15 protein-coding genes are annotated in these 13,049 nt (G+C 69.2%); all 15 read left to right on the top strand.

The window, feature by feature from the left end; all coding sequences use genetic code 11:
- The first annotated feature begins 2 nt into the window (after positions 1-2).
- Entirely contained in the window at positions 3-185 is a 183-nt protein-coding gene (gene rpmD / locus KYY02_RS01435) for a 50S ribosomal protein L30 (RefSeq protein WP_003974250.1), read from the top strand.
- 2 nt (positions 186-187) lie between these two features.
- On the top strand, positions 188-643 hold the full coding sequence (gene rplO / locus KYY02_RS01440; RefSeq protein WP_014674382.1) for a 50S ribosomal protein L15: 456 nt from the start codon (positions 188-190) through the stop codon (positions 641-643).
- Positions 644-887: 244 nt separating this feature from the next.
- Entirely contained in the window at positions 888-2,201 is a 1,314-nt protein-coding gene (gene secY / locus KYY02_RS01445; RefSeq protein ID WP_371235514.1) for a preprotein translocase subunit SecY, read from the top strand.
- Positions 2,201-2,854 (top strand): adenylate kinase, encoded by a 654-nt coding sequence (locus KYY02_RS01450; protein WP_371235515.1) that lies wholly within the window; start codon positions 2,201-2,203, stop codon positions 2,852-2,854. Before secY ends, KYY02_RS01450 begins: the two co-directional genes overlap by 1 nt.
- A gap of 240 nt (positions 2,855-3,094) precedes the next feature.
- Positions 3,095-3,931 carry a type I methionyl aminopeptidase gene (map, locus tag KYY02_RS01455; protein WP_371235516.1) on the top strand — a complete coding sequence of 279 codons (837 nt, stop codon included), beginning with the start codon at positions 3,095-3,097 and terminating at the stop codon, positions 3,929-3,931.
- Between the two features lie 277 nt (positions 3,932-4,208).
- Entirely contained in the window at positions 4,209-4,430 is a 222-nt protein-coding gene (gene infA, locus KYY02_RS01460) for a translation initiation factor IF-1 (protein WP_004927214.1), read from the top strand.
- Positions 4,431-4,489: 59 nt separating this feature from the next.
- Positions 4,490-4,603 carry a 50S ribosomal protein L36 gene (gene rpmJ, locus KYY02_RS01465; RefSeq protein WP_003998809.1) on the top strand — a complete coding sequence of 38 codons (114 nt, stop codon included), beginning with the start codon at positions 4,490-4,492 and terminating at the stop codon, positions 4,601-4,603.
- Between the two features lie 192 nt (positions 4,604-4,795).
- Complete coding sequence (gene rpsM, locus KYY02_RS01470; protein WP_004984507.1) at positions 4,796-5,176, top strand: 30S ribosomal protein S13; 381 nt, start codon at positions 4,796-4,798, stop codon at positions 5,174-5,176.
- 64 nt (positions 5,177-5,240) lie between these two features.
- Positions 5,241-5,645, top strand: a complete 405-nt coding sequence (rpsK, locus tag KYY02_RS01475) for a 30S ribosomal protein S11 (RefSeq protein ID WP_003956432.1) — start codon at positions 5,241-5,243, stop codon at positions 5,643-5,645.
- A 154-nt stretch (positions 5,646-5,799) separates the two neighbouring features.
- Positions 5,800-6,822, top strand: a complete 1,023-nt coding sequence (locus tag KYY02_RS01480; RefSeq protein ID WP_003966937.1) for a DNA-directed RNA polymerase subunit alpha — start codon at positions 5,800-5,802, stop codon at positions 6,820-6,822.
- A 140-nt stretch (positions 6,823-6,962) separates the two neighbouring features.
- Complete coding sequence (gene rplQ, locus KYY02_RS01485; RefSeq protein ID WP_371235517.1) at positions 6,963-7,514, top strand: 50S ribosomal protein L17; 552 nt, start codon at positions 6,963-6,965, stop codon at positions 7,512-7,514.
- Between the two features lie 139 nt (positions 7,515-7,653).
- On the top strand, positions 7,654-8,520 hold the full coding sequence (truA, locus tag KYY02_RS01490; RefSeq protein ID WP_371235518.1) for a tRNA pseudouridine(38-40) synthase TruA: 867 nt from the start codon (positions 7,654-7,656) through the stop codon (positions 8,518-8,520).
- 266 nt (positions 8,521-8,786) lie between these two features.
- Positions 8,787-10,307 carry a glycosyltransferase family 2 protein gene (locus KYY02_RS01495; RefSeq protein WP_371235708.1) on the top strand — a complete coding sequence of 507 codons (1,521 nt, stop codon included), beginning with the start codon at positions 8,787-8,789 and terminating at the stop codon, positions 10,305-10,307.
- Complete coding sequence (locus tag KYY02_RS01500) at positions 10,307-11,311, top strand: glycoside hydrolase family 26 protein (RefSeq protein WP_371235519.1); 1,005 nt, start codon at positions 10,307-10,309, stop codon at positions 11,309-11,311. The genes KYY02_RS01495 and KYY02_RS01500 overlap by 1 nt, the downstream gene beginning before the upstream one ends.
- A complete protein-coding gene (locus tag KYY02_RS01505) occupies positions 11,311-13,035 on the top strand; it encodes a glycosyltransferase family 39 protein (RefSeq protein WP_371235520.1) in 1,725 nt (574 codons plus the stop codon). The genes KYY02_RS01500 and KYY02_RS01505 overlap by 1 nt, the downstream gene beginning before the upstream one ends.
- Positions 13,036-13,049: the final 14 nt, after the last annotated feature.

Raw genomic sequence — 13,049 nt, forward strand, 5'->3', positions numbered from 1 at the left:
TCATGGCGCAGCTCAAGATCACGCAGGTCAAGTCCTACATCGGCAGCAAGCAGAACCACCGTGACACCCTGCGTTCCCTTGGTCTCAAGGGCATCAACACGCAGGTCGTCAAGGAGGACCGCCCCGAGTTCCGCGGCATGGTGCACACCGTCCGCCACCTCGTGACGGTCGAGGAGGTCGACTGATCATGGCGGAGCAGAACCCGCTCAAGATCCACAACCTCCGTCCCGCCCCGGGCGCCAAGACCGCCAAGACCCGTGTCGGTCGTGGTGAGGCGTCGAAGGGTAAGACGGCCGGTCGTGGTACCAAGGGCACCAAGGCCCGTTACCAGGTTCCGGAGCGCTTCGAGGGCGGCCAGATGCCGCTCCACATGCGCCTCCCGAAGCTGAAGGGCTTCAAGAACCCGTTCAAGACCGAGTACCAGGTCGTGAACCTCGACAAGCTGGCCGCGCTCTACCCCGAGGGCGGCGAGGTCACCGTCGAGGGCCTCGTGGCCAAGGGTGCCGTGCGCAAGAACAGCCTCGTCAAGGTCCTCGGCCAGGGCGAGATCTCCGTGGCGCTGCAGGTGACGGTCGACGCCGTCTCCGGCTCCGCCAAGGAGAAGATCACCGCCGCCGGCGGTACCGTCACCGAGCTCGTCTGACCCGTTCAGGTGTCTCGATGACGTAGAGCGATCCCGACCGGGGATACCCCACATTTGGGGTATCCCCGGTTGGTCGTTCCTAGGGCGGCATGGTCGCCGGTAAGGTGGCCTGCGCTGCCCATTGACCTCGGGCGCCCCACGCGGGGCACTCAGGGCGGCAGTTGACCGTTACGTAATCGTCCTTAGTCGGAATCTCAAGACCGTCACCCTTGACGCAGTTGCGCGGGGGGTCGCAGGAGGCACCGTGCTCACCGCGTTCGCCCGGGCGTTCAAGACGCCCGACCTGCGCAAGAAGCTGCTCTTCACGCTCGGCATCATCGTGGTGTACCGCGTCGGTACCAACGTTCCCATTCCGGGCGTCGACTACCGCAACGTCCAGACCTGCATCGACAACGCCGAAGCCAACTCGGGTCTGTTCGGCCTGGTCAACATGTTCAGCGGCGGGGCGCTGCTCCAGATCACGATCTTCGCCCTGGGCATCATGCCGTACATCACCGCGGCGATCATCCTGCAGCTGCTGACCGTGGTGATCCCGCGTCTGGAAGCCCTCAAGAAAGAGGGCCAGGCCGGTACGGCGAAGATCACGCAGTACACCCGTTATCTGACGGTGGCGCTGGCGATCCTGCAGGGCACCGGCCTGGTGGCCACCGCCCGCAGCGGCGCCCTGTTCCAGGGCTGCCCGGTCGCGAGCCAGATCGTCCCGGACCAGTCGATCTTCGTGACCGTCACCATGGTCCTCACCATGACCGCCGGCACGGCCTTCGTCATGTGGCTCGGTGAGCTCATCACCGACCGCGGCATCGGCAACGGCATGTCGATCCTGATGTTCATCTCGATCGCCGCGACCTTCCCCTCCGCCCTGTGGGCCATCAAGGAGCAGGGCAGCCTCGCGGACGGCTGGATCGAGTTCGGCACCGTCATGCTCGTCGGGTTCGTCATGGTCGGCCTGGTCGTCTTCGTCGAGCAGGCCCAGCGCCGGATCCCCGTGCAGTACGCCAAGCGCATGGTCGGCCGCCGTTCCTACGGCGGGACGTCGACGTACATCCCGCTCAAGGTGAACCAGGCGGGCGTGATCCCCGTCATCTTCGCCGCGTCGCTGCTGTACATCCCGGCGCTGATCGTCCAGTTCTCCAACTCGACGGCGGGCTGGGCGACGTGGATCGAGGCGAATCTCGCCAATCCCGCCGCCACGGCGCACATCGTTCTGTACTTCCTCCTGATCGTGTTCTTCGCCTTCTTCTACGTGGCGATCTCCTTCAACCCCGAAGAAGTCGCCGACAACATGAAGAAGTATGGTGGCTTCATCCCGGGCATCCGGGCTGGCCGACCGACCGCTGAGTACCTCAGCTACGTACTCAACCGGATCACCTGGCCGGGTTCGCTGTACCTGGGGCTGATCTCTCTCGTGCCGACAATGGCGTTGGCTGGTTTCGGGGCGAACCAGAACTTCCCGTTCGGCGGGACCAGCATCCTGATCATCGTGGGTGTCGGTCTCGAGACGGTGAGGCAGATCGAGAGCCAGCTCCAGCAGCGCAATTACGAAGGGTTCCTCCGCTGATGCGAATCGTCCTCGTCGGGCCGCCGGGTGCCGGTAAGGGTACGCAGGCCACCCGCCTTGCCGAGAAACTGCGCATCCCGCACATCTCCACAGGCGACCTGTTCCGTGCCAACATCAGCCGGCAGACCGAGCTCGGGAAGCTCGCGAAGTCCTACATGGACGCGGGCAATCTCGTACCCGACGAGGTCACCATCGCCATGGCCAAGGACCGCATGGAGCAGCCCGACGCCGAGGGCGGCTTCCTGCTGGACGGTTTCCCGCGCAACGTGTCGCAGGCCGAGGCGCTGGACGAGCTGCTGCAGACCGAGGGCATCAAGCTGGACGCGGTCCTCGACCTCGAGGCCCCGGAGGACGAGGTCGTCAAGCGGATCGCCGGGCGGCGGGTGTGCCGCAAGGACTCGGCGCACGTGTTCCACGTGACGTACAGCCCGTCGAAGCAGGAGGGCGTGTGCGACCTCTGTGGTGGTGAGCTGTACCAGCGCGACGACGACTCCGAGGAGACGGTGCGGACGCGGCTGGAGGTCTACCACACGCAGACCGAGCCGATCATCGATTACTACCGGGTGCAGGGGCTGGTCGTCACCATCTCGGCGATGGGGTCCGTCGACGAGGTCACGGGCCGTGCGCTGGAGGCGCTGAAGAGCGGTAAGTAGTCCGATCTCGCTGGTTGCAGCCGCGGTTCCTTCGGGGACCGCGGCTGTGGCTTGACGGGCGCGTTCGCGCGGTCCGGCGCTCGCGGGGCGCCTCCCCCGCTTTCGGCTTCGCCCGGGCGGGGTCCCTCATCGCCCCCGGGGCGCCTCCCAGGCCCTTGAGGTGCCGGGGAAGGCGCGACCGCCCCGTATCGTTGGAAGTGTTCGTCTCCTCTCCTGGTCCCAGAAAGGCCGTCGTCCCCCATGGTGCAGATCAAGAGCCCTGAGCAGATCGCCAAGATGCGTGAGGCGGGGTTGGTCGTCGCCGCCATCCACGCGGCCACCCGTGAGGCCGCCGTGCCGGGAGCCACGACGAGGGACCTGGACCAGGTCGCCCGCAAGGTGCTCGCCGAGCACAACGCCAAGCCGAACTTCCTCGGCTACGGCGGCTTCCCCGCGACGATCTGCACCTCGGTGAACGACGTCGTCGTCCACGGCATCCCCTCCGACGACGTCGTCCTCAAGGACGGCGACGTCATCTCCATCGACTGCGGCGCGATCATCGACGGGTGGCACGGCGACGCCGCCTACACCGCGTTCGTCGGGTCCGGCCACTCCCCGGAGCTGGTCGAGCTGTCCCGGGTGACCGAGGAGTCGATGTGGGCCGGCATCGCGGCCATGAAGCAGGGCAACCGGCTCGTCGACATCTCCCGCGCCGTCGAGACGTACATCCGGCGCCAGCCCAAGCCGGGCGGCGGCAAGTACGGGATCATCGAGGACTACGGTGGCCACGGCATCGGCACCGAGATGCACATGGACCCGCATCTGCTGAACTACGTCGACCGCAAGCGGGGCAAGGGTCCCAAGCTGGTCCCGGGCTTCTGCCTCGCCATCGAGCCGATGGTCTCCCTGGGCACCCCGAGGACGAAGGTCCTCTCCGACGACTGGACGGTCGTCACCACCGACGGCACCTGGTCCTCCCACTGGGAGCACTCGGTGGCCCTGACCGAGCAGGGGCCGCTGGTCCTGACGGCCCCTGACGGCGGCAAGGCGAAGCTCGCCGAGCTGGGCATCACGGCGGCGCCGGATCCGCTCGGCTGACGACGCACGCCAGGCGGAAGGCGGACTCGCCGGCCGAAGGCCGGTGCGGCCGTGCGGAGCCCGTGAGGCGCCCCCGGCGCCGGACCCGCGGGAGCGCGGCGTCGGCGGCGGGCTCCGCCCGGTTAAGGATCTCCGGGGTGGGGCAGGATTCTCGATTCGTGTTTCCGGGGGAGCTGACGTAGACTGACTCGTCGGCTCTCGTGCACCCGCATGTCCGCATGTACTACACACGGTGCACACCAGAGTCGATCAAGGTAGTCGATTCGAAGGGCGAAGCGTGGCCAAGAAGCAAGGTGCCATCGAGATCGAGGGCACTGTCGTCGAGTCTCTTCCGAACGCCATGTTCAGGGTCGAGCTCCAGAACGGCCACCAGGTCCTGGCACACATCAGCGGCAAGATGCGCATGCACTACATCCGCATCCTCCCTGACGACCGGGTCGTGGTGGAGCTGTCTCCGTACGACCTGACGCGTGGCCGGATCGTCTACCGGTACAAGTAGATCTTGCCCGCTCCCCGGCCCGCCGGGGTGATGGCACTGACCCGGAGAACCTCACACCCATGAAGGTCAAGCCGAGCGTCAAGAAGATCTGCGACAAGTGCAGGGTGATCCGCCGTCACGGCCGGGTCATGGTCATCTGCGAGAACCCGCGCCACAAGCAGCGCCAGGGCTGACCGCAGCACGATCGACCCCCTGCGACTTCCGCAGAACTTCGCGCGACGCGAGCAGTACACGTTCATACGCAGGTCCCGAGCCGCACGGCTCGACACCCCCGGCTCGGAGGCCGGGGACCCGGTCCGTACCTGATACGGCGGGCTGGGATCCGGTCCTGTGGAAGACCTCCGACAATCAACTGGAGCCATTGAATGGCACGCGTTTCCGGTGTTGACATCCCGCGCGAAAAGCGCGTGGAGATCGCCCTCACCTACGTGTTCGGCATCGGCCGGACGCTTTCGCAGCAGACGCTGGCCGCCACCGGCGTCGACCCGAACACCCGCGTTCGCGACCTCTCCGAGGAGCAGCTCGTCGCGATCCGCGAGTACGTCGACAACAACATCAAGACCGAGGGTGACCTCCGTCGCGAGATCCAGGCCGACATCCGCCGCAAGGTCGAGATCGGCACCTACCAGGGTCTGCGTCACCGTCGCGGTCTGCCCGTCCGCGGTCAGCGCACCAGCACCAACGCGCGTACCCGCAAGGGCCCGCGTCGCGCCATCGCCGGCAAGAAGAAGCCGGGCAAGAAGTAGTCCGCAGCGGACCTCTGTCCACGGTCTTCGCTGTAGGACCGACCACCTCCCGTAGGAGAACGACATGCCCCCCAAGGGTCGTCAGGGCGCTGCCAAGAAGGTGCGCCGCAAGGAAAAGAAGAACGTCGCTCACGGCCACGCGCACATCAAGAGCACGTTCAACAACACGATCGTGTCGATCACGGACCCGTCCGGCAACGTGATCTCCTGGGCCTCCGCCGGCCACGTCGGCTTCAAGGGCTCCCGGAAGTCCACGCCGTTCGCCGCGCAGATGGCCGCCGAGTCGGCCGCCCGCCGCGCCCAGGAGCACGGCATGCGCAAGGTCGACGTGTTCGTCAAGGGCCCGGGCTCCGGTCGTGAGACCGCGATCCGTTCCCTGCAGGCCACGGGCCTCGAGGTCGGCTCCATCCAGGACGTCACCCCGACCCCGCACAACGGCTGCCGTCCGCCGAAGCGCCGTCGCGTCTGAGACGCCGGCCGCTTCGTTCGGCTTCGGGTCCGGGCGGTACGGCTCGCAAGGGCCGTACCGCCCGTACCCTTGCAGTACCCGCACTTTTCACCGGGTGCGGTCTCCGTCGGACGTCAAATAGCGGGCGTCCACGAAAGAAGGATCTGATCACCCCATGCTGATCGCTCAGCGTCCCTCGTTGACCGAAGAGGTCGTCGACGAATTCCGCTCCCGGTTCGTGATCGAGCCGCTGGAGCCGGGCTTCGGCTACACCCTCGGCAACTCCCTCCGCCGTACCCTCCTGTCGTCGATCCCCGGTGCCGCTGTCACCAGCATCCGCATCGACGGCGTCCTGCACGAGTTCACCACCGTGCCGGGCGTCAAGGAGGACGTCACCGACCTGATCCTCAACATCAAGCAGCTGGTCGTCTCCTCGGAGCACGACGAGCCGGTCGTGATGTACCTGCGTAAGCAGGGGCCGGGTCTGGTCACCGCCGCCGACATCGCGCCGCCGGCCGGTGTCGAGGTGCACAACCCCGACCTCGTCCTCGCCACGCTCAACGGCAAGGGCAAGCTGGAGATGGAGCTGACCGTCGAGCGCGGTCGCGGCTACGTCTCCGCCGTGCAGAACAAGCAGGTCGGTCAGGAGATCGGGCGCATCCCGGTCGACTCGATCTACTCGCCGGTCCTCAAGGTCACCTACAAGGTCGAGGCGACCCGTGTCGAGCAGCGCACCGACTTCGACAAGCTGATCGTCGACGTCGAGACCAAGCAGGCCATGCGTCCGCGCGACGCCATGGCGTCGGCCGGCAAGACCCTGGTCGAGCTGTTCGGTCTGGCCCGTGAGCTCAACATCGACGCCGAGGGCATCGACATGGGTCCGTCCCCCACGGACGCCGCCCTCGCCGCCGACCTGGCGCTGCCGATCGAGGAGCTGGAGCTCACCGTCCGGTCGTACAACTGCCTCAAGCGTGAGGGCATCCACTCCGTGGGCGAGCTCGTCGCCCGCTCCGAGGCGGACCTGCTCGACATCCGCAACTTCGGTGCGAAGTCCATCGACGAGGTCAAGGCCAAGCTCGCCGGCATGGGCCTCGCGCTGAAGGACTCGCCCCCCGGGTTCGACCCGACCGCTGCGGCGGACGCGTTCGGCGCGGACGACGACGCGGACGCGGGCTTCGTCGAGACCGAGCAGTACTGAGGGCTCGGGACTCGTCGTCCGTACCTGGCTGCGGACCCTCCGGGCGCCGGAAGGCGCCCGGATCTCCGACAGACAACCGTCTGCTCGGATACTGACCCCGGTACCTGATACGGCCGGGGCAGACACCTAGGAGAAACACCATGCCGAGGCCCACCAAGGGCGCCCGTATGGGCGGCAGCGCCGCGCACGAGAAGCTGCTCCTCGCGAACCTCGCGAAGGCGCTGTTCGAGCACGGCCGCATCACCACCACCGAGGCGAAGGCGCGCAAGCTGCGTCCGTACGCCGAGCGTCTGGTCACCAAGGCGAAGAAGGGCGACCTTCACAACCGCCGTCAGGTGCTCCAGGTCATCACGGACAAGAGCATCGTCCACACGCTCTTCACCGAGATCGGCCCGCGGTACGAGAACCGTCCCGGTGGCTACACCCGCATCACCAAGATCGGTAACCGTCGTGGCGACAACGCGCCCATGGCCGTCATCGAGCTGGTCGAGGCGCTGACGGTGCAGCAGCAGGCCACCGGCGAGGCCGAGGCCGCCACCAAGCGTGCCGCCAAGGACGCCGAGGCCAAGGTCGACACGACCAAGGCCGAGGAGACCACCGAGGCCAAGGCCGAGGAGACCACCGAGGCCAAGGCCGAGGAGACCACCGAGGCCAAGGCCGACGAGGCCGCCGAGGAGTCGAAGGACGCGTAGGCGTTCCGCCGGAGGCCGTGCGACGGCAGTCGCGGCAGCGCCGTGGTGCGTCGCTCGGTTCCCGTGCCCCTTCAGGGCGTTGCGGGCCCGTCCCTTTCCAGGGGCGGGCCCGCTTTCGTGTGTCTGAGAGGATCTGTGCGTGAGTGACGAAGTGCAGCCAGGGTTCGTGCGGGTCCGTCTTGACCTCTCCTACGACGGGACCGGATTCTCCGGGTGGGCCAAGCAGGCCGGCGGGCGGCGGACCGTGCAGGGGGAGATCGAGGACGCCCTGCGGACCGTGACGCGGTCCGGGGGGACGACGTACGAGCTGACCGTGGCGGGGCGGACCGACTCCGGTGTGCACGCGCGGGGTCAGGTCGCGCACGTGGACCTGCCGCGCGAGGTGTGGGCCGAGCACCACACGAAGCTGCTCAAGCGGCTCGCCGGGCGGCTGCCGAAGGACGTACGGGTGTGGGCGCTCAGGGAGGCGCCCAGCGGCTTCGACGCCCGGTTCTCCGCGATCTGGCGGCGCTACGCCTACCGCGTCACCGACAACCCCGGCGGGGTGGACCCGCTGCTGCGCGGGCACGTGCTGTGGCACGACTGGCCGCTCGACGTCGACGCCATGAACGAGGCGGCCCGCGGGCTGCTGGGGGAGCACGACTTCGCCGCGTACTGCAAGAAGCGGGAGGGGGCCACGACCATCCGGACCCTCCAGGAGCTGAGCCTGGTGCGCGGCGAGGACGGGATCGTCACCGCCACCGTCCGGGCCGACGCCTTCTGCCACAACATGGTCCGCTCGCTGATCGGGGCGCTGCTGTTCGTCGGCGACGGCCACCGTCCGCCGGACTGGCCGGGCAAGGTGCTGGCGGCGGGCGTGCGGGACTCGGCCGTCCACGTCGTACGGCCGCACGGCCTGACCCTGGAGGAGGTCGGCTACCCGGCCGACGAGCTCCTCGCCGCCCGCAGCAGGGAGGCCCGCAACAAGCGGTCCCTGCCCGAGCGGCCGGGCTGCGCGACCTGCTAGTCCCCTCCCGTCCCTGATCCTGCGTCCCTCCCGGCGCGTCCGGAACGCGGCACTGCGGTCGCCCCCTTACGGTCCTCCTGTCTCTCGGATAGCCTTGCGGCGCCCGGTCATGGGTTCGGGGAGACCGGGCGAGGGCGGGGGGCGACGGGCCGTCGGGGCCCGGGGGGTTTGCCATGGGTTCAGTGGGCCCGGTGCGGGCCGGGGGGCGTCGTGACCTGCGCAGGAGCGGCGGGCGGCGCAGGGCGCCACGCGGCGGCGGGGCCCCGATGGGGCTGTTGCCGCTGCCGCCGACGGACAGGGAGAAGTACGCCTACGCGCGCCGGCACCTGTGGATCCTGACGACCGGCTCGCTGGTCAGCTTCTGCTGCCTGGCGGTCAGCCAGTTCGAGCTGGCGAGGTCCGCACCGCCGTTGTGGGCGTACACGCCGCTGCTCGCCTTCACGGTCGTCTACTACCTGGTGTCGCTCCGGGTGAACGCTTTCACCCGTGACTTCGACATCGCGCACCACAAGCGGCTGGTCCGTGACTGGCGCCCCAAGGCGTACCCCACCGTCGACGTGTTCCTGCCCGTGTGCGGTGAGCCCATCGGGGTCCTGCACAACACCTGGAAGCACGTGCGGGCGATGGCCGACCACTACCCGGGCGTCTGTGTCCCGTTCGTGCTGGACGACGGCGCCAGTTCCGAACTTGAGGCGATGGCCCGGGACTTCGGTTTCCGCTACGGGACCCGCGAGAACCGTGGCTGGTTCAAGAAGGCGGGCAACCTGCACTTCGGGTTCGGCCGGTCCGGCGGTGAGTACATCCTGATCCTCGACGCCGACTTCACCCCGCGCGCCGACCTGCTCCAGGAACTGCTGCCGTACATGGCGGCGGACCCGCGCATCGGCATCGTCCAGTCGCCGCAGTACTTCCGCGTCCTGGACTCGCAGAACTGGATCGAGCGCGGCGCGGGCGCCGTGCAGGAGCTGTTCTACCGGTCCGTGCAGGTCTCCCGGCAGGGCAGTGACGGTGCGATCTGCGTGGGCAGCTGCGCCGTCTACCGGCGCGCGGCCCTGGAGGCCAACGGCGGGACCACGCTGATCGAGCACTCCGAGGACGTGCACACCGGTTTCGACCTGCGCGGTCTCGGCTGGGACCTGCGCTATGTGCCGGTCGCGGTGTCGACGGGCGTGTGCCCGGACAACGCGGGCGCCTTCCTCAACCAGCAGTACCGCTGGTGCGCCGGCTCCATGAGCCTGCTGGGCAGCGGGAAGTTCTGGCGGACGAGGATCAGGCTGTCGAGCCGCCTGTGCTACATCTCCGGCTTCCTCTACTACATCCACACGGCGCTGTTCACCTTCGCGGCCCCCGTGATCCCGATCGTGCTGCTGCTGGCGATGCCGGAGAAGCTCCTGGTCGAGCACCTGTTCCTGGTGCTCCCGAGCATCGTCTACACCACGATCGTCTTCCCGGCGTGGCACAGGGCGCCCTACCGCCTGGAGGCGTGGGCGGCCCGCATGATGTACGGCTGGGCACACACCTTCGCCATCTGGGACATCCTGCGCGGGAACCGCATGGGCTGGCAGCCCACCGGCTCCTCCGACGCCGGGAGGAACAGGACCCGGCGCTTCTGGACCGGCATGTGGGTGTGGAGCGGCGGCACCGCACTGGTGTGGGTGGTCGCCGCGGTGTACCGCACGTTCACCATGGACGCCCCGGACTTCGCGCTGCTCCTCTCCTCCGGGCTCTTCTACGCCCTGGTGGTGGCCCGGGTCCTGGTGCAGCCCCGGACGGAGGCGACGGCCTGATGCGCTTCCTCTCCCGCACCCGTGCGGCGCTGTCCTCCTGCCTGCTCGCGGCACTGCTGCTCAGCGGCTGCTCGCTGTCCGGCGACGAGCCGGCCGGCCCGGACGCGGCCGGCGGCGGCCCGGGCGCCGGGAGCGCCGGGGCGGGCGTCCCGTACGACGTCGTACCGCTGCTGAAGCCGGCGAAGAAGTACTTCGGCGCCGCCGTCGAGGGCTCGCCGCACTCGATGAAGGGCATCGACGCCTACACCGGGATGGTCGGCAAGCAGCCGAACCTCATCGAGTACTACGCCGCCTGGGGCGACGGTTTCGACGCCACCGGTGTGCGCAACGCCTGGGCGGAGGGCGCCCTGACGCTGATGTCCTGGGAGCCCTTCGACACCCCGCCGGCCGACATCGCGGCCGGCGCGTCGGACGCCTACGTCAGGAAGTACGCGACGGCGGTGCGCGAGCTGAACCTGCCCGTGGTGATCTCCTTCGCGGACGAGTTCAACGGCCACTGGGAGAAGTGGGGAACCGGGAACACCACCCCCGAGGAGTACGTGGCCGCCTGGCGGCGCCTCCACGACACCTTCGTCGACGTCGGCGCCTCGAACGTCATCTGGGCCTGGTCGCCGAACATCGTCAACCCGGTCAGCGAGGTCGAACTCGAGCCGTACTACCCGGGCGACGGCTACGTCGACTGGATCGGCCTGATCGGCTACTGGACGGCGGAGGAGGACAGCGCCTTCGACAGCCTCTTCGGTCCGACCCGGGACCAGGTCCGCACCTTCACCGGGAAGCCGATGCTGCTGCTGGAGACGGCGGCCGTGGCCGGCGAGCGGCGGCGGGCCGACATCCGCAGCCTCTTCGAGGGCGTCACGGCCGACGACGACATGCTCGGCTTCGTCTGGTTCAACCACAGGAAGCGCGCCGACTGGCGGCTGGAGGCGAGTCCCCGGGCGCTGGAGGAGTTCAGGCGCCTGGCCGCGGACGACCGGTTCGGCTTCGACGTACGGAAGCCGTGATGTCTCGACACGACCACCGCACACCGCAGCCCTCCGACCCGTACGCGGAGGAGGACACGGCCGGCGGCCGGTTCGGCTCCGACGGGTTCGCACCGCGGCAGCCGAGCGGTCCGCGGGACGGTCACGACGACCGGCCGACCCGCGCGCTGCGGGTCGTGGGGGAACGGGCGCCGGCCGGGCCGGGCTACCACGTGCCCGACACCCCCGAGGTGGGCTGGGCCATGGCCGCCGGCAGACGGCGGACCTGGGTCAGCCGGACCGTGCTGCTGTGCGTCCTGGTCGTCCAGGCCGTGCTCTCGCTGCGGCTGTCCAACACCGCCTTCCAGGACGAGGCCCTGTACCTGGCGGCCGGACACGCCCAGCTCGACCACCTGCTGCACGGCACCCCGCTCCCGAGGGACTACGCGGCGTACTTCTCCGGCTCGCCGCAGCTGTACCCGGTGCTCGCCGCGCTCGTGGACGGGCGGTTCGGGCTCACCGGGGCGCGGTCACTGAGCCTGGTGTTCATGCTCGCCGCCACCGGGCTGCTGTACTCCCTCACCCGCCGCCTGTTCAACGAGCGGGCGGCGCTGGCCGCGGCGGCGCTGTTCGCGGTGGTGCAGTCGACCGTCGTCATGGGGTACTACGCCACCTACGACGCGGCCGCCGTGTTCCTGTTGGCGCTGGCCACTTGGATCGTCGTCCGCACCGGCCGGGCGCCCGCCGCGGCCGTGCTGCTCGCCGCGCCCGTGGCGGTCCTGGCCGTCGGCGTGAAGTACGCGGCCGCGCTGTACCTGCCGACCGTCGTGGTGCTGGCCCTGCTCACCACGTGGCCCCGCCGGGGCGCGAGGGTGGCGGTCGGGCGGATGGTGCTGCTCGGCCTGGGCGTCGGCGCCCTCCTCGCGGCCGGCGTGTACGCCACCGATCTGATGGCCGGCGTGCGGCAGACCACCACCGACCGGGAGCACGGCACCGACAGCGCCGGCTTCCTGCTGCGGCGGTCGGCGGAGTGGGGCGGCCTGCTGTTCCTCGCCGCCGTCGGCGGCGCCGTCTCCTACGCCCGGCGCAGCCGCATGCACGAGTCGCCGCTCGCGCGGCGACTGGACGACCCCGGCCGGCGCCGGCGGGCCCTGCTCGGGCTGGTGCTGTGCGGCACGGCGGTGCTCGCGCCCGCCTACCAGGTGCACCTGGCCACCCAGGTGTCGCTGTTCAAGCACATCGGCTTCGGTCTGTTCTTCGCCGCGCCCATGGCCGGTGTCGGCGTGACCCGTCTGGTGGGCGCGCACTTCCGGTACCCGCAGCTCGGCATCGTGCTGTGGACGGCGATGCTCTGCCTGGGCATCGCGCAGGCGGACTGGCGGTTCGCCCTGTGGCCCGACTCATCGAGGATGGTCCGGACCGTCGAGCCCCACATGAACTCCACGGACCGCTACCTCGCTTCCACACCCGAGGTGCCCCTCTACTACTTCCGTGAGAGGACCACGCACCGCCAGTGGCAGAGCGTCTTCGGCATGGAGTACACGGACGGGAAGGGCACGTACTTCGCCGGGGACGCCGCCTACCGGGCGGCGCTGCGCGACGGCGAGTTCGATCTGATCGTCCTCGACGGGCTCACCAACCCACGGGTGGACGACGTCGTCGCGGACGCGGTCAGGGGCAATCCGCACTACCGGCTCCTGGCGGACCTGCCGTTCCGCAACTCCGCCGGCACCGGCGAGTACCGCATCTGGATCAGGATCTCGTGAGCGCCGGCCGGCGG

It is taken from the genome of Streptomyces pimonensis (assembly GCF_041380215.1).
Lineage (GTDB): Bacteria > Actinomycetota > Actinomycetes > Streptomycetales > Streptomycetaceae > Streptomyces > Streptomyces pimonensis.